Here is a 15,377-nt window from a genome sequence, read left to right on the forward strand (position 1 = left end):
TGGGATGACCTCTTCTCGAAACGGGGTTCTTCTTGCCGGGCGAGACCGCTACGACTTCTCGCGTGCCTTGCGCTTGAGCTGGTCGATGTAGACGGCGAGGACGAGCACCACGCCGATCGCGACCTCCTGCCAGAAGGTCTGGACCTTGAGGATCACGAAGCCGTTCTGCAGGATGGCCGGGATGAAGACGCCGATCACCGTTCCGCCGATGGTGGCGACGCCACCGAACAGGCTGGTCCCGCCGAGCACCACGGCGGCCACGGCCTGGAGGTTGTCGGTGGAGTGGCCGGCGATGTTGGCGCTGGCGAAGAGCGCCAGGTCGAGGAAGCCGGCCACACCGGCCAGCAGACCGGCGAGGCCGTACACCTTGATCAGGTGGCGGTCCACGTTGATGCCGGACCTGCGGGCGGCCTCGGCTCCCGAACCGACGAACAGCGTGTACCGGCCGAACCTGGTCTGGTTCAGCACCACCCCTCCCGCGACGATCACCGCGAGCGCGATCACGACCAGCCAGGGCACCACGCCGAAGAGCTTGCCGAGGCCGACGCTCTCATAGAGGGCCTTCGGCACGCCGGACAGGTCGTTGCCGCCGGTGACCAGCTGCGCGATGCCCAGAGCCGCGCCCATCGTGCCGAGCGTGGAGATCAGCGCGGGCACCTTGGCCTTGGCCACCAGGAAACCGTTCAGGGCGCCCCAGGCCACGCCGGACACCACGGCGACGGCGAACCCGGCCAGGACGACACCGAACCCGGAGCCGCCCAGCGCGGTCATCACCTTGAGCGACATCACCGCCGAGAAGACCAGTACCGAGCCGACCGACAGGTCGATGCCCGCGGTGGCGATCACGAAGGTCATGCCGACCGACATCACGAGCAGCACCGAGGTGACGGTCAGCATCGTCTGGACGTTGTAGGCCGACAGGAACGCGTCCGGCGCGGCTGCGGAGAACACCGCGATCATGGCGACCAGCGATGCGGACAGGTAGGTGAGCGGGGAGGAGACCAGCCGGCGGCGCAGTGCCGCGGACGGGGAGTGAGCGTGCTCGATCAGCGCCGTGCTCATGCCGTCTCCTCCAGGCGCACCCCATGGGTCAGCAGGCCGGTCATGGCGGCGACGAGGTCCTCGGCCCTGGCCTCGCCCGCGGTGAACCGGGCGACCCTGGCGCCCAGCCTGAGCACCTCGATCCGGTCGGACACCTCCAGCACCTGCGGCATGCTGTGGCTGATCAGAACGACGGCGATGCCGCAGTCGCGCACCTGGCGAATCAGGTCGAGCACGCGCCTGGTCTGCACCACGCCGAGGGCGGCCGTCGGCTCGTCCATGAAGACCACCCGCTTGGCCCAGGTGACCGCCCGCACGATCGCCACGCTCTGCCGCTGGCCGCCGGAGAGCGTGGAGATCGGGGCGTCCACATCGGCCAGCCGTACGCCGAGAGAGGCCAATTCCTTGATCGTGCTGTCGCGCATCGCGGACTTGTCGAGGAACCCGAGCCGTCCGAGCGGGCCGCGGCGCATCCTCTCCCTGCCCATGAAGAGGTTGGCCGCGGGGCCGAGAGCGGGCGCCAGTGCGAGGTCCTGGTACACGGTCTCGATGCCGGCCGCCTGGGCGTCGTTGGGCGAGGAGAAGGCGATGGGCTCGCCGTTGATGAGAATCTGACCGCTGTCCGGCCGCAGCGCGCCCGACAGCACCTTCACCAAGGTGCTCTTGCCCGCCCCGTTGTCGCCGATGAGCGAGACGATCTCACCGGCGTAAGCGGTGAAGTCGGCTCCTCTGAGCGCGTCGACATGGTCGAACCGCTTGCGTACGCCTCGCGCTTCGAGTAGCGGGTCAGCCATCGGAGTCTCCGGTCGGCGGCAGAGCACGCCCTGCGGCTCCGCGTTCGGTAGGCATGGGTCATCGTCCTTTCGGGGGGTTGCCGCGTTCGGGGCGCGGGCAGGCATGCTCACGCGTCGCCGCGGCTGACGGCGAGCGCGGCGCGAAGAGGTCGGAAAGGGGCGTCCGAGCAGGGGGTCAGCGGACGGTGAGGACGGCGTCCTCGATACCCGCCACGTGCGCGGCAGCGCGGATCCGGGCGCGGTAGGTGTCGCCGGCGGCCAGCGCCTCGTAGATCGCCTGATGTTCGGTGAGAGTCAGGTGCAGGTCGGATTCGTCGGTCATCCCGCACCATGCCTGGGCGCGGAGGGTCTTGCCGGAGACCGTCTCCACGATCGTCGCCAGCACGGGGTTGCCCGACGCGTGCGCGATGAGCCGGTGGAAGTCCTCGCCGTTCGCGCGCAGCGCCGCCCGGTCGACCGGGCGGGCGGCCGTGAGCTGGGCGGCCTCGGCGAGCAGCGCGGCGAGCTTCGCCAGCCGGTCCGCGCCGACGTGCAGAGCGGCCATCGCGGTCGCCTCGGGCTCAAGGAGGCGCCGCACCTCCAGGAAGTGCCGGATGGTGCTGTCCTGGTGCAGGTCCACGACCATGCTCATGGTGCCCAGGAGCAGTTCGGGGTTCAGGCTGGTCACGTAGGTGCCGTCGCCCCGGCGGGTCTCCAGCACGCGCAGCATGGTGAGCGCGCGGACCGCCTCCCGCAGCGAGTTCCGCGACAGGCCGAGCCGGGCGGCCAGCTCTTTCTCGGGCGGCAGCCGATCTCCGGGCCGGACCTCGCCCGTGATGATCATCTGCCGGATTCTGTCGACGGCGTCGTCTGTGAGCGCCACCGGGCTCCTCTCTCTCGCGACCTCCCATCTTGACGGGCTGCGCCACGACCCGGCACCGCCGGCGCACACGATCATCTACTTGTTATCTGGATGGCACGGACTCCCGCGAATTGACCCGATGTTTGCGGGGTAAGAGCACCGTACGAGCGCACCCTGCGCGGTGTCAATGCCCCGATTTTTAACGCTCGCGTAACGCTTACTGGGCGATCCGAGTGCGCTTTTGTCCCTATTTGTCGCCTCTGGGGCATCTGATACATCGGGTTAATCCAGAGGGGAGGCTGCGAGCGAGAGGCCCTGTGCGGGCATCGGCGCCCGAGGCGCGCACGCCGGGCGCGACCTCCGCGAGGCAGGGCCGGGCGGACCTCCGGATGGGCCGCCACTCGCCGGCCGGTACGCGAGAATCCCTCGTGGGGGACAGGAGTGGAGGACACCTGTCATCAGCGACGGGGCACGACAAGGCTGTGGGGCGCTCATGTCTGAGCGCCCCACAGCCTTTACGGGTAGCAGGCCCAGCTAGTGAGACTCCTTCGAGTCTGCCTTGATGATGCTGATGAGCCCCTGCCACTCATCCATGGAGAACTCGAGGACGGGCCCCGAAGGGTTCTTGGAATCGCGGACTGCCATGCGCATTCCAGGCAGGCCTGCGACCTCTACGCACTCGCCTCCTGGCGTACTGAAGCTGCTCTTGAACCACTGCGGCGCGAAGTTCAAAGAAGTCACAAGTACCTCCCTTTCATCTCTTTTGTCAGTTGCCATTCTCATCGGCCAGCTGCTGTAGTCGCCGAAGAGACTCATGAGGGTCGAGTGAGACGTGAATCAGACTGTCCAGGAGCTGGTCAATCTGATAAGTCTCATCCTCCGTGTCGGTTACCGACCCACCCGCCACGCTTTCCTCAAAAATTACGTCAGGGTGCACAAGTCCGGGCACAGCGTCCACCGCTCCAAAACGCAAAAGCACCATGGCTCGCGCGAAGAGCGAATAGGGCTCCCATAATCTAATGATTCGGACCGTTATATTGGGAAGCCTCGCCATGGAGATCAAGTGGGACAACTGCTCGCGGACCAGTTCTGAACCGCCGGCATTGCGCAACGTGGCAATAGCCCGATGGATGACCGCCTCGTCCATGACGGCGATGAACTGCAGTGGATTCGGGCACGTCAGAAGGCTCTGCCGCGTGAGCCGTACGGTGGAGCGCAGCTTCACCCAGCTCGGCTTCATCCTGAGGAACTCGAGGCCGACGCGGTTGATGACATCCATGTACGACTCGGTCTGCAGCAGGCCGGGCAGGACCAGAGTTTCCCAGTTGATCATCACCTTGGCCTCGTGCTCAAGGCCGATGTAGTTCACGAACGGCGCCGGGAGCATCTTGGCGTGGTTGTCCCACCAGCCGTACTCGCTCGATTGGCGGGCAAGCGTGAGATACCCGCCCTGCTTCGCCGCGGGAACGCCGTAGTAGTTCAGGAGTGCCTGGATATCCGTCGCTGAGGGTTTGACGCTCGCGGATTCGAGGCGCGAGAACTTCGCGGGTGACATTCCAAGATCCTTGGCCACGAGTGGACCGGAAAGGTGTGCTTCGGTGCGCATCCTTCGCAGCTCGGCGGCCAGCAGGCGATGTCGCACAACGTTACTGATCCGATCCACCATGCTGCCTCTTCCCTCGAATGACAAGGGGTAATCCTCGCCGAGGGGTTCTAAATATATCTCTCGGAATAGAATAGATATACTTCCGGAGAAAATTGCCGCGAGCCTCTCGGTGAGGGATCCTCAGAGTATCCCAGCCGCCCTGTCATGACGAGATGTTCAGGGGTATCGCAACGTGAAATCCGGGCATAGCCACGAATCGGTCAAAAAGTACATGTTTCATAAAACCGGATGTCGAATGCAAAGCTCGTCGAAACCTGGCCGAGTCGCGCGCCGGCACCGAGATCTGCGCGTTTGAGACCTGCCCCTTCTCGGTCAGGACGGTGATCACCCCCGCATTCCGCCCACCCCTCACCAATGGAGTGCAGATGCCCAATCCAACGTCGCCCAGCGACGGCCGGGACCAGGCCCGTGCCGTGCGGCAACGGGATCCGGCCACCACTCCTGTCGAACGCCACAAGCGAGCCTGGCTCTGGCGCCGGGACCACGAGGGCGAGCACAGCCAGCGTCCGCCGAGCGGGGCCGCAACGGGCAAGGCGGGTACGCACCAAACCGAGCAACTGTAGGGGCAGCTACGGATGGACCCCATCGGTCGCCGGACATGCGGAGTCCGCCGCAGCCTCGGCCGGGCGGGTGCGGCTTCCGGCGGTTCTCAGTGATCGTTTGATGCGGCGGTCAGGAGGACGGCATAACGTCGTGGTAGAGCGTACTTCGATCAGCCTGGTTGAGGCCGGGTCCGGGCGTGGACGGGCGGGCAGTCGTGACGGTGGAGGGGCTTGGGCTGGCTCGTCGACGGATCTGGTCCGTCTTCACGTCCAGTCCCGCCGCCCGTACCGAGTCCACGAGCTGCCACAGCTCGGCGACTCCCAGCCCGGCCCCGTGCACCTGGTCCGGTCCCTCATCGGCGTCGCGAAGAACGTCGATGACGCCGCGCACCTCGCCGAGAGCCGACCGGGCGGCCCGCCCGATCGTGGCGAGGACCTTCCCCGCGTCCCCGCGATCCCAGGGCCGCGCGTGCTCGGCGGCGTACGCGGCGCCGTCGGCCTGCACGATCACGACGGTGAGCGAATGAGCGACGATGTCGTGAATCTCCCGGGCCGCGGCGACACGCTGCTGCTGCGCGACGAACCGCTCGCGCTGCAACCGGCCCTCCTCGAGCCGGGCATCCGCCTCACGCAATGCGCTCATGTTGGCTTGGCGGCCGTGGGCGAGATTGCCGATGACCCAGACGTCTCAAGGTCCCCCGATCCTCCGTGGCACCCGGCCGACGCTCCGTCAGCGGGTTCGTACCGTGGCGAAAGGCAGCAGGTCGAGCAGCTCACCGTCTGCGGGTCGCCGGCCGTAGGGGGCGAGCTGGAAGGTCTCCGGCCCGACGTGCTCGGCCCAGTGCTCGCTCACGAAGGTACGGCAGGCCGCCATGTCAGCCGGGTCGGGCACCTTGGCCAGCAGCCCGCGCTGGAAGGGCGAGTACTCCAGGAACTGGGAGGCGTGCGCCAGGCAGGCGTCGAGCTTGGCCTCCTGCACCGGGGTGACGTCCACGACGACGTCGTCCCGGTGGACGGGACGGGAGACGTAGTCGGTCATGAGCAGGCAGACCGGCTGCCGGTCCAGGGCGGGCTTGCCGCATTCGACGTTGCGGGTGGTGGAGAACTCCACCGCCTGCCCGGCGAGCACGCCCGCGGCGCGGTTGTCGGGGTGGCCGCCGCCGTCGGCGTGCAGGGCGATCACCAGGTCGGGACGCCAGCCGCGGATCTCGCGCAGGACGCGCACGCGCAGCTCCACGGTGGGTTCGAGGAAACCGTCGTGCACGTCGTCGAAGATCTCGTACGTGGTCACGCCGAGCGCGTCGGCCGCGCGCCAGGCCTCCTCGGCGCGGCGGCGGGCCAGGGGGGCGCGTTCCATCTCGTGGTGGCCGGCGTCACCGTTGGTGAGCGTCAGGAACTTCACCGCGTGCCCGGCCCCGGCCAGCAGGGCGGCGGTGCCGCCGGCGTAGATCTCGGGTTCGTCGGGATGGGCGGCGATGACCAGCGTGCGCAACATGTCTCAGCTTTCTTCAGGGGATTTGCTCGCCGGTACGGCCTGCCGTACCGGCATGGAAGACCCGCTCGCGGGCCAGATCGAGGGCATAGCGGACGGCGCCTTCGAGCACGCTGCCACCGCCGGCGCGGCCGGCGGTCACGGTGACCGGGGCCAGTCCGGTGGGGGCGAGCAGCGCGGCGACGCGGGAGCGCAGCGGCTCGGCGCCGGCTGCGCAGAGGGGGCCGGAGAGGATGACGCAGCCGGGATCGAGCACGCCGACGGCGGCCGTGACGGCGATCGCGACGCGGGCGGCGACGTCGTCGAGGAAGGCCCGGGAGGTGCCGGCACTCAGGAGGGCTGACACCTCGGCCAGCCCGCCGCCGGCGGAAACGGGCAGGTCGTGGGCGGCGGCGAGGGCGGCGAGGGGAGCGGCGCCGAGCAGGGCGCCGAGGGGTCCGCCCTCCGGGCCGTAGAGGCGGCCGCGGCGGGCCGGGTCGGGCACGGTCACGGAGCCGACCTCGCCGCCGCGCCCGGTGACGCCGCGCCAGAGCGCGCCGTCGAGCACGGCCCCGGCGCCGACGCCGCCGCCGACCCACAGCAGGACGAAGCTCTGTCCCTCGCGGTCGGCCAGCTCGCGGATGGCGACCAGGTTGACGTCGTTCTCCAGCCGGAACCGGTCGGCCCCGAGGGCGTCGCACAGGTCGGCGAGGTCGTCGAGGTGGGACCAGCCGGACAACTGGACCGCCTGGCGCAGCCGCTGCCCGCCGGCCTCGACGATGCCGGGCACGCCGAGCACGATCTGGTCGAGGTCGTCGAGCCCGAGCCCGGCCTCGGCGGCGGCCGCGGCGACCGCGGCGGTCAGGAACTCCACGGCGTCGGCCCCGGGGCCGGGCGCCTCGGCGCGGTGGCGGGCCAGGGTCGTTCCGGTCAGGTCGGCGACGGAGACCTCCACGGAGCTCGCGGTCAGGTCGGCCCCGGCGACGAGCGCGGCGCCGCCCTCCAGCTCCCACATCTGCGCGGCCGGCCCGGCGTTGCCCGGCTTGGTGCCGGCCTTGCGTGCCAGGCCGCCGTTCTCCAGACGGCGCAGCACCTCGGCGGCCGACGCCTTGGACAGGCCGGTGTGCAGTTCCAGCTCGGCGCGGGTGAGCCCGCCGTGGCGGAGCAGGAGTTCGAGTGCGGCGCGTTCGTTGAGGGTGCGGAAGACCGTGGGGTTCCCGGTGGACATGCTTACTTCACGGCTCCTGAGGTCAGCCCGGACTGGATGTGTCGCTGGAAGACGATATAGGCGACGACGACCGGCAGGACCGTCATGCTCAGGGCCGCGAACAGAGCGGGCCAGTCGGCCTCGTATCCGGCGATGGTGGAGATGTCGGCGATGCCCTGGGTGATGACCCATTTGCTCTTGTCGCCGGGCAGGAGCACGAGCGGCAGAAGGTACTGGTTCCACTGGCCGAGCACGTTGAAGATGGTCAGGCTGACCAGGCCGGGCTTGGCCATGGGCAGCATGATCTGGAAGAAGGTGCGCGTGTGCGAGGCGCCGTCCATCATCGCCGCCTCCGCGACCGCGTCCGGCAGGCCGCGGAAGAAGGAGGTCAGGAAGAAGACGGTGAACGGCAGCGAGTACGCGATGTAGACCAGCACCAGCCCGACGTGCGAGTTGAGCAGGCCGAGCCCGTCGACCACGAAGAACAGCGGGACGAGGGCCAGGAAGACCGGGAACGCCATCCCGGAGACGAACAGGAAGTAGATCGCCCGGTTCCCGGGGAAGCGGTAGCGGGCCAGCACGTACGCGGCCATCGAGCTGAGCAGCATGGTGCCGAGCACGCCGAAGAAGACCACGATCACGGTGTTGAGCAGGTACGTGCCGACGTTCGCCTTCTCCCAGGCCCGCAGCCAGTTGTCCCAGCGCAGTTCACCGGGCAGTTGCAGGGCGTCGCCGAAGATCTCGGAGTTGCTCTTGAAGGAGGCGAGCAGCGTCCAGATCAGGGGGCCGATGATGAGCAGCGCCCACACGGCGAGCACGGCCTGGGACAGGCCGCCGAAGAGCCTGCGGCGCATCAGTACACGATCCTCTCTCGCCTGGTGACCCGCATCGTCACCGCGGCGAAGGTGAGGGTGAGGAAGAACAGCGCCACGCCCATCGCCGAGGCGTAGCCGAAGCGCGAGTAGCCGAAGGCGTTCTTGTAGATCTCGGTGGCCAGCACCGTGGTGGCGCCGTCGGGGCCGCCCTGCTCGATGGAGAGCACGTTGACCAGGGCGAACGCATCGAAGGCGGCGATGCCGAGGTAGATCCAGCCGACCTGGACGGTGTCCCAGATCAGCGGCAGCGTGATGCGGAAGAACAGGGTCAGCCGGCCGGCGCCGTCCAGCGAGGCCGCCTCGAAGATGTCTTTGGGGATGGCCGCCATGCCCGCGGAGAAGAGCACCACGTAGAAGCCGACCGCCTGCCAGACCATGACGGCGATGATCGACCAGAGGGCGAGCCGCTGGTCGGTCAGCCAGCCGGCGGGCTCCAGCCCGAACGTCATCAGCGCGCCGTTGAGCACGCCGCTGGCGTCGGGGCGGTAGATGGCCTTGAACAGCACGCCGACCACCGCGACCGCCAGCACCTGAGGAAGGAAGAAGACGACCCGGTAGAAGCCCGAGCCCTTGACTCCGCCCTGCGCGTTGAGCAGGTAGGAGAAGGCCAGGGCCAGGGCGATGGTGGCGAGCGGCATGGCGACGAGCAGGACCACGTGGTTGCGGATCGCCTGCCAGAAGGCGTCGTTGCCGAACAGCCGCCCGAAGTTGTCCAGCCCGACGTAGCTGAGCCCGGCCGACACGCCCCGCCAGTCGGTCAGCGCGATCTGGAACGCCTGCGCGTACGGGCTGATCACGAAGACGAGGTAGAGCGCGACGGGCAGGAGCAGGAACCCCGCGACGAAGCCGTGCCGCCGCATCGGTCAGACGCTCCGGGTCTGCTTGGTGATCGCGGAGTCGTTCTTGAGCTCGTCCGCCTTCTTCTGCATGTTCGCGCAGAACTGCTCGGCGGTGCTGCGCCCGGCCATGACCGAGTTGGTCTGGGTCTGGGCGTAGTCGAACAGCTCCTTGTACCAGGTCTCGAAGCGGGCGTCGGTGATGGTGTTCCGGCCCGCCGCCTCCTGGGCCTTGGCCGCGCTGTTGACCGCCGAGGTGAGCTTGAGACCGTCGACGACGCCGTTGACCACGGTGAGGTTCTTGGTGAGCTCGGTGTATCCGCGCGCGCCTTCCCTGGAGAGCATCAACCGCAGGTACTCCAGGCCGCCCTGGGGGTTCTTGCCCTTGGCGCCGACGAAGAAGGCCTCGGACACCCCGACGAAGATCGCTTCGTACGGCATGGCGTCGGCGGCGCCGATGCTGGGGACGGGGGCGATGGCGTACTCGAAGCTGTCCGGCCTGTCCTTGGCCATCTCGTTCTCCAGCCAGGAGCCGCACGGGTAGAACAGCACCTTGTCCTGCAGGTGTTTGATCTGGGTCTGCGTGTGGTCGAGGCCGAAGTAGGCCTTGTCGCCGAAGTCCTTCTGGATCTGCGCCCAGGCCGCGACGGCCTGCCGTACCGGCTCGGCGGTCCAGGCGCCGTCGGCGAGGTTGTCGATGTCGATGATGACCTTGTTGCCACCGATCTTGGCGGCGCTGTAGACGAGATTCCAGAGCTGGTAGAAGGGGCCGACCTGGCCGGGGTAGGCGAACAGGGCGATGCCCGCCTTCTTGGCCTCCTCGCCGAGGGCGTTGAACTCGGCCCAGGTCTTCGGCACCGTCCAGCCCTTGGCCTCGAAGAGCTTGGCGTTGTACCAGAGGGCGCGGTGGGCGACGGTGTACTGCAGCACCCGGGGCACGCCGTCGATCAGGGAGTTCTCGTAGACGCCGCCGACGAGGGTGTCCTTGACCTTCTTGCCGGGGAAGGCGAGCGAGGGGGCTTCGAACAGCGGAGTGAGGTCGGCCAGGTGGCCTTCCTGAACGAGGGCCTGCAGGTCCAGGGCCTCGGGCCCGGAATTGTTGATCACGTCGGGGACGTCGCCGGCGATGAAGCGCGGGCGCAGCTGCGTACCGACCTTCTGGGTGGCGACGTGCTTGATCTTCGCGTTCGGGTAGGCCTTGCTGTAGGCGGCCTCGTGCAGGTCGACGGCGTACTTGTCACCGTTGCCGCCGCTGAAGATGACCACTTCGAGCGGGCTTGCGGCCTGCACGCCGAGCGGGTTGGCCGCCGACGTCGCGGCGGCGGTGGCGGAGGGGGCAGGAGCGGCGGTACGGCTCGCGGTCGCGCAGGCGGCGAGGGGGGCGGCCAACGCGGCCAGGCCGAGCCCGCGCAGGACGTCGCGGCGGTTGGGGGACATGGCTCCTCCTGAACACAACCGTCTGGATACTTTCCAGACGGTTAGCGGCTGACTATAGGAGCGCACCCTGACCAGGGTCAAGAGGGCGGCCCGGTAGGTTCGAGGATCTGGTGTGAGTCTCCGTGCCGGCTTCCTCGTTTCTGCACAGAACCTCCCCGATGCCCCCAGAACTTCGGCGTCGCGGGGGAGCTCGGACAGGGCATGACGTTCTCTGCCGCCCAGCTGATCCGCTTCGCGTGCGCCGAGGCCAGGTCGTGCCGATTCGCGGTGGCCATGTTCGCGGGCCTGGCCGCTTCTTCGGTGCTGCCGCTGCCGATCCCGCGCTATGACGCACTGCTGGTCTACGCCGTGGCCGTGACGGTGATCTTCCGTGCCCTGCGATGGGAGAGCACCCAGGAGACGGTGGTCATCGCCGGGTTCCATCTGATCGGGCTGGCCTTCGAGCTGATCAAGGTGAGGTTCGGGTCGTGGAGCTATCCCGGGGACGCCTTCACCAAGTTCGGCGGGGTGCCGCTGTACAGCGGATTCCTCTACGCCGCTGTGGGCAGCTACATCTGCGCGGCCTGGCGGATCTTCGCGTTACGCCTGGTGGCCTACAGAACGAGGCCGGTGACACTGGTCGCACTGGCGATCTACGCGAACTTCGTCACCCAGCACTGGTGGATCGACCTGCGCATCCCGCTCGCCCTCGCGCTCGTCCTGGCCACGTGGGGAACGGTGGTGCACTTCACCGTCGGCGAGCATCGCTACCAGATGCCGCTGGCACAGTCGCTCGTCCTCATCGGATTCTTCCTGTGGGTGGCGGAGAACATCGCGACCTACCTGGGCGCCTGGCAGTACCCCCATCAGCGGGGGGCGTGGCAGCTGGTCCATCCGGCCAAGTTCGGAGCCTGGGCGCTGCTGGTCAGCGTCACCTTCGTGATGGTCGCCTGCTGGCAGGGGAGACGGGGACGGCTGCACCTCCGGCCGCCGGGCCGCACCCGGGGCTGGGCACTGCCGCTGCGCCGCCTCGACGGCCCGTTCTCGTTCGATCGGCGCGCGGATGCCGCGACAGGGGCGTCACCTGCACGCGCTCGCGCGAACGGTCACATGGGCCCCGCTGGGAGCCGCCCTTCCGCTGAAGCACTCGATGCGGCCCCCAGGCCAGGAGATGAAGAGCTCTCTGACCAGGCCCTCCTGTGGCGCTCCGTTGCGGGGCGTGCACCCGGTGGCCACCACCTGCTGCAACGGGTTGGGTTCCGAGCGCACCTCGGCGCCGGTGTAGCCAGGTTGTGCCGCCTGGGCGGGCGACGCGGCGAGCGCCACTCCCGCGAAGGCGGGGACCGCGGCTAACACGACCAGACGGGCCAGACGCTTCATGATCATCCTTTCGCCGGACTCTCCGGGCTCAGTATGTCTGGACGGCGTTGGGGAAACGTTGTGGCTTCGTCGCAGCCGCTCCCATGAGCCAGGTCGGCGGAAATGCGGGGCGCTCGCCGTCAGCGGCTGTTCGAGGTGGTGACCGCATCCGGCTCGGTGGAACGTTGCGGCGCGGCGGAGTCCTCCGCGGGCCTGGACCTCGCCAGCCACAGGCCGGTGAACACGGCGGTGACCAACGTGACGGTGCCGGCGGTAAGGAAGGCGCTGTTGAGGCCGGTCCCGAAGGAAGCGCCGCCGGACTGCTGGGCGCGGACGACGGCTCCGAGTACCGCCACGCCGAGCACCGCGCCGATCTGCCGGGTGGTGCTGCTGATGCCCGACGCGAGGCCGCCCTCCTGCGGGCTGACTGCTTGGATGGCGGCTCCCGTCAGCGGGGACATGGTCAGGGCGAAGCCGATGCCGACGACTCCCAGCCGCCACCACACGTTCCCGTAACCGGTGTCGGCGTGCACCATGCCGAGCGCCAGCAGTCCCAGGCCGGCCAGGCCCAGGCCGGTGGTCACCACGACGCGGAAGCCGTAACGGGCGGCGAGCCGGCCCGCGTACGGGCTGACGATCACCATGGCGAGGGAGAGCGGCAGGGTCTGCAGGCCGGCGCGCAGGATCGAGCTCCCCTGGACGTACACGAAGAACTGGGAGAAGAAGAACGACGAACCCATGAGCGCGAACCCCACCACGACCATGGCGGTGTTGGACACGGTGAACAGCCGCTCCCGGAACAGCCGCAGCGGCAGCATCGGAGCGGAACGAAGCGCTTGGACGGCGACGAAGGCGGCGAGGAGGATCACCGCGGCGGCGAAGCTGCCGAGGATCACCGGCGACGTCCAGCCGCGAGCGCCACCCTCGATCAGCCCGTAGGTCAGCGCCCCCACTCCCAGAACGGACAGCACCGTCCCCGCGACATCGATCGCGGGGGCGTCCGGATTGCGGGTCTCGTCAAGGCCGCGCAGGCCGACCAGGAGAAGGACCACGCCGATGGGCAGATTGACCAGGAAGATGGCGGGCCAGCCGAAGGCCTCGGTCAGCATGCCGCCGGCCACGGGGCCCGCGGCCAGGCCGATCCCGCTGAATCCGGCCCACAGCCCGATCGCCTTGACGCGTTCTCGCGGCACGGGATAGGCGGCGACGAGCAGGGCCAGCGAGGCAGGGCTCAGCGCCGCGGCCCCGATGCCCTGCAGTACCCGGCCGGCGACCAGCCAGCCGACCGAGGGCGCGAGGCTGCACAGCACCGACGCGATGGTGAACACCGCCACGCCGGTCAGGTACACGCGCTTGCGGCCGAACCGGTCGGCGAAGACACCGCCGGACAGCAGCAGCATGGCGACCAGCAGGACGTACGCGTCGACGATCCATTGCAGACCGGTCAGCTGAGTGTGCAGCCGGTGCTGCATGTCGGGCAGCGCTGCTCCGACGATCGTGTTGTCGAGCAGGACCATGAACTGGCCCAGGCAGGTCACCGTGAGCAGTACGGCCCGGTTCGGTCGACTGCCTGCGGCTGCGGGCGACGCGGCCACGGGGATTCCTCTCCATCGTTGGTTGCTCTAAAAGCAGCTAGTGGCTGCGTTAGGCGAGTGTAGGAAGGGTTGTCTCGTAAACGCAAGTCGGAACTGCGTTAAGGTGAGGGCATGAACGAGCGACAGCGAGCCCGGCGGCCCGCCGGGCGCAGCGCCCGCGTCGGCGCGGAGGTGCACCAGGCCGTCACCGACCTGATCGGCGAGCGTGGCTACGGCGACTTCACCGTCGGCGATGTCGCGGCCCGCGCGGGCGTGGCCGACAGCAGCATCTACCGCCGGTGGGGCAGCCTGGAAACCCTGCTCACCGACGTGGCGCTCACCCGCCTCAACGCGCAGTCGCCGATGCCCGACACCGGGAGCCTGGCCGGCGACCTGCGCACCTACGCGGCCAACGTGGCCCGCGAGATCACCGGACCCGACGGCCTGGCGGTGGTACGCCTGGCCGTCGCCCTGTCCAGCAAAGGCCACCAGGGCGCACAGGCGCGTGACGACCTCTTCGCCGAACGCACCCGGCAACTGCAGTCCATGCTCGATCGCGCCCGCGAACGTGGCGAGCACGCACCCGACGCGTTCGGCGTGCTGGACCACATCCTGGCCCCGATGTACATCCGCGTCCTGTTCGGCATGGGCCCGCTCGCCCCGGACTACGTCGACGGGCTGGTCGACCGACTGCTGTGACCTCAAGCCGGTGGGTCGCGGTGCGCTTCTTGCCGGTCAGAGGAGGCCGGCCTGGTGGGCGAGGAGGGCCGCGGTTGTGCCCTGCCGGCCAAAGGCTGACAGCAGGGCAGCCCGTCAGGAGAACCCTTCGGTTCGCGCGATTCCATCCAGTCGCCCGGTGATCGTGTCGAGTGTCGGCCAAGGGGGACCTTCACGCAGCGAGCGCAGGAGTTCCTCTCCGAATCGCCTCCCGTTCGGAAGCTGGTCGCCACGTTCCCAGCGCCAGGCCGCGACCATCGCGAGAACGAGCTGCCGGCACTCGTCCAGCAGCCCGTGGTCAACGTTCGGATAGTGCTCGCAGACCGCCTCGGTGACATGGGCGAGATCGAACTCGACGGGTCCACGGCAGCACGTCTCAAGGTCGATGAACAAGGGGCCGTTCATCGTGGCGAGCACATTGCCTGGATGCGGCTCGCCGTGGAGCAGCTGCTCCACGGCGCCGCGGTCCTCGATCGCCCGCCGCAGGCTTCCCAGCCTGCCGCTGAGGAACGCGCGGTCCGCGTCGGCGAGCTCTGGCGAGCGATGCGGGTTGCCGACGACGTCTTCCGCCTCCTCGACGCGATCCGTGAACCGCGGGCCCGGCACGTCGACCTCGCGCATGCCGGCGTGCAACCGCTCCAGCGCCTTGGCGTAGTCGGCTGGTGAGGTGTGAGGTGTCACGGGTTCGTAGTAGGTCCACAGCGTCACGGTGAAGCCATCGCGCGTGTACACACGTGGGTCCACCCGAGGGTCCAGGAGCCCCGTCGGGCACCCGGCCCGGGCGAGCCGTTGAGCGAGGTCGACCTCGAACCGCGCGGCCTCATGCCCCGCAGGGGCGACCCGGGCAAGGACGTCGCACGGCGTCAGCCGCAGCGCCAGCCTGTTCGAGTTGTGGAGAACGATGGCGTCGCCGGCTGGCAGGTCGAGCGATGCGGCGACCGAAGTCGCAGCCGCGATCGCGCGCGTGATGTCGGTCATGTCCACCCTCGAATCTTGGCATCGGCCATCCCATCCGAAAGCCCTCGCGCCGGTAGGCAC

15 protein-coding genes are annotated in these 15,377 nt (G+C 68.8%); 2 read left to right on the forward strand and 13 right to left on the reverse strand.

Annotated elements, in window-relative coordinates; all coding sequences use genetic code 11:
• Nucleotides 1-48: 48 nt before the first annotated feature.
• From ACIBHY_RS10270 to ngcE, 11 genes are all read right to left on the reverse strand, one after another.
• Complete coding sequence (locus tag ACIBHY_RS10270) at nucleotides 49-1,062, reverse strand: ABC transporter permease (protein WP_397306500.1); 1,014 nt, start codon at nucleotides 1,060-1,062, stop codon at nucleotides 49-51.
• Nucleotides 1,059-1,835, reverse strand: a complete 777-nt coding sequence (locus ACIBHY_RS10275; RefSeq protein ID WP_397249346.1) for an ATP-binding cassette domain-containing protein — start codon at nucleotides 1,833-1,835, stop codon at nucleotides 1,059-1,061. The genes ACIBHY_RS10270 and ACIBHY_RS10275 overlap by 4 nt, the downstream gene beginning before the upstream one ends.
• Before the next feature lie 175 nt (nucleotides 1,836-2,010).
• A complete protein-coding gene (locus ACIBHY_RS10280) occupies nucleotides 2,011-2,697 on the reverse strand; it encodes a FadR/GntR family transcriptional regulator (protein ID WP_397306501.1) in 687 nt (228 codons plus the stop codon).
• A 513-nt stretch (nucleotides 2,698-3,210) separates the two neighbouring features.
• A complete protein-coding gene (locus tag ACIBHY_RS10285; protein WP_397306502.1) occupies nucleotides 3,211-3,492 on the reverse strand; it encodes a DUF397 domain-containing protein in 282 nt (93 codons plus the stop codon).
• Nucleotides 3,443-4,342 carry a helix-turn-helix domain-containing protein gene (locus ACIBHY_RS10290; protein ID WP_397249342.1) on the reverse strand — a complete coding sequence of 300 codons (900 nt, stop codon included), beginning with the start codon at nucleotides 4,340-4,342 and terminating at the stop codon, nucleotides 3,443-3,445. The genes ACIBHY_RS10285 and ACIBHY_RS10290 overlap by 50 nt, the downstream gene beginning before the upstream one ends.
• 672 nt (nucleotides 4,343-5,014) lie before the next feature.
• Complete coding sequence (locus ACIBHY_RS10295; RefSeq protein ID WP_397306503.1) at nucleotides 5,015-5,527, reverse strand: histidine kinase; 513 nt, start codon at nucleotides 5,525-5,527, stop codon at nucleotides 5,015-5,017.
• Nucleotides 5,528-5,614: 87 nt separating this feature from the next.
• On the reverse strand, nucleotides 5,615-6,379 hold the full coding sequence (locus ACIBHY_RS10300) for a PIG-L deacetylase family protein (RefSeq protein WP_397306504.1): 765 nt from the start codon (nucleotides 6,377-6,379) through the stop codon (nucleotides 5,615-5,617).
• A gap of 13 nt (nucleotides 6,380-6,392) precedes the next feature.
• Nucleotides 6,393-7,583 (reverse strand): ROK family protein, encoded by a 1,191-nt coding sequence (locus ACIBHY_RS10305; RefSeq protein WP_397306505.1) that lies wholly within the window; start codon nucleotides 7,581-7,583, stop codon nucleotides 6,393-6,395.
• Nucleotides 7,584-7,585: 2 nt separating this feature from the next.
• Complete coding sequence (locus ACIBHY_RS10310) at nucleotides 7,586-8,416, reverse strand: carbohydrate ABC transporter permease (RefSeq protein ID WP_397249336.1); 831 nt, start codon at nucleotides 8,414-8,416, stop codon at nucleotides 7,586-7,588.
• The gene (locus ACIBHY_RS10315; RefSeq protein ID WP_397249334.1) at nucleotides 8,416-9,297 is read right to left on the reverse strand and encodes a carbohydrate ABC transporter permease; all 882 of its coding nucleotides are present in this window, start codon (nucleotides 9,295-9,297) and stop codon (nucleotides 8,416-8,418) included. Before ACIBHY_RS10315 ends, ACIBHY_RS10310 begins: the two co-directional genes overlap by 1 nt.
• Nucleotides 9,298-9,300: 3 nt before the next feature.
• The gene (ngcE, locus tag ACIBHY_RS10320; RefSeq protein WP_397249332.1) at nucleotides 9,301-10,710 is read right to left on the reverse strand and encodes an N-acetylglucosamine/diacetylchitobiose ABC transporter substrate-binding protein; all 1,410 of its coding nucleotides are present in this window, start codon (nucleotides 10,708-10,710) and stop codon (nucleotides 9,301-9,303) included.
• A 201-nt stretch (nucleotides 10,711-10,911) separates the two neighbouring features.
• Here ngcE and ACIBHY_RS10325 point away from each other — a divergent pair, with 201 nt between their 5' ends.
• Nucleotides 10,912-12,042, forward strand: coding sequence for a DUF817 domain-containing protein (locus tag ACIBHY_RS10325; protein ID WP_397306506.1), 1,131 nt, complete (start codon nucleotides 10,912-10,914; stop codon nucleotides 12,040-12,042).
• A gap of 146 nt (nucleotides 12,043-12,188) precedes the next feature.
• Here the strand turns inward: ACIBHY_RS10325 and ACIBHY_RS10330 are convergent, their stop codons facing one another.
• Nucleotides 12,189-13,643 carry an MFS transporter gene (locus ACIBHY_RS10330; protein WP_397306507.1) on the reverse strand — a complete coding sequence of 485 codons (1,455 nt, stop codon included), beginning with the start codon at nucleotides 13,641-13,643 and terminating at the stop codon, nucleotides 12,189-12,191.
• A gap of 111 nt (nucleotides 13,644-13,754) precedes the next feature.
• On the opposite strand from ACIBHY_RS10330, the gene ACIBHY_RS10335 reads away from it, so the two are divergent.
• A complete protein-coding gene (locus ACIBHY_RS10335) occupies nucleotides 13,755-14,321 on the forward strand; it encodes a TetR/AcrR family transcriptional regulator (protein ID WP_397306508.1) in 567 nt (188 codons plus the stop codon).
• 114 nt (nucleotides 14,322-14,435) lie between these two features.
• Here the strand turns inward: ACIBHY_RS10335 and ACIBHY_RS10340 are convergent, their stop codons facing one another.
• On the reverse strand, nucleotides 14,436-15,317 hold the full coding sequence (locus ACIBHY_RS10340; RefSeq protein WP_397306509.1) for a phosphotransferase: 882 nt from the start codon (nucleotides 15,315-15,317) through the stop codon (nucleotides 14,436-14,438).
• Nucleotides 15,318-15,377: the final 60 nt, after the last annotated feature.

The sequence above is a fragment of the Nonomuraea sp. NPDC050547 genome (assembly GCF_044457345.1).
GTDB lineage: Bacteria > Actinomycetota > Actinomycetes > Streptosporangiales > Streptosporangiaceae > Nonomuraea.

Coding starts and splice junctions, on each gene's coding strand:
- ACIBHY_RS10270 (WP_397306500.1), bottom strand. CDS start 1,062: ATGAGCACGGCGCTGATCGAGCACGCTCACTCCCCGTCCGCGGCACTG.
- ACIBHY_RS10275 (WP_397249346.1), bottom strand. CDS start 1,835: ATGGCTGACCCGCTACTCGAAGCGCGAGGCGTACGCAAGCGGTTCGAC.
- ACIBHY_RS10285 (WP_397306502.1), bottom strand. CDS start 3,492: ATGAGTCTCTTCGGCGACTACAGCAGCTGGCCGATGAGAATGGCAACT.
- ACIBHY_RS10290 (WP_397249342.1), bottom strand. CDS start 4,342: ATGGTGGATCGGATCAGTAACGTTGTGCGACATCGCCTGCTGGCCGCC.
- ACIBHY_RS10295 (WP_397306503.1), bottom strand. CDS start 5,527: ATGAGCGCATTGCGTGAGGCGGATGCCCGGCTCGAGGAGGGCCGGTTG.
- ACIBHY_RS10300 (WP_397306504.1), bottom strand. CDS start 6,379: ATGTTGCGCACGCTGGTCATCGCCGCCCATCCCGACGAACCCGAGATC.
- ACIBHY_RS10305 (WP_397306505.1), bottom strand. CDS start 7,583: ATGTCCACCGGGAACCCCACGGTCTTCCGCACCCTCAACGAACGCGCC.
- ACIBHY_RS10310 (WP_397249336.1), bottom strand. CDS start 8,416: ATGCGCCGCAGGCTCTTCGGCGGCCTGTCCCAGGCCGTGCTCGCCGTG.
- ACIBHY_RS10315 (WP_397249334.1), bottom strand. CDS start 9,297: ATGCGGCGGCACGGCTTCGTCGCGGGGTTCCTGCTCCTGCCCGTCGCG.
- ngcE (WP_397249332.1), bottom strand. CDS start 10,710: ATGTCCCCCAACCGCCGCGACGTCCTGCGCGGGCTCGGCCTGGCCGCG.
- ACIBHY_RS10325 (WP_397306506.1), top strand. CDS start 10,912: ATGACGTTCTCTGCCGCCCAGCTGATCCGCTTCGCGTGCGCCGAGGCC.
- ACIBHY_RS10335 (WP_397306508.1), top strand. CDS start 13,755: ATGAACGAGCGACAGCGAGCCCGGCGGCCCGCCGGGCGCAGCGCCCGC.
- ACIBHY_RS10340 (WP_397306509.1), bottom strand. CDS start 15,317: ATGACCGACATCACGCGCGCGATCGCGGCTGCGACTTCGGTCGCCGCA.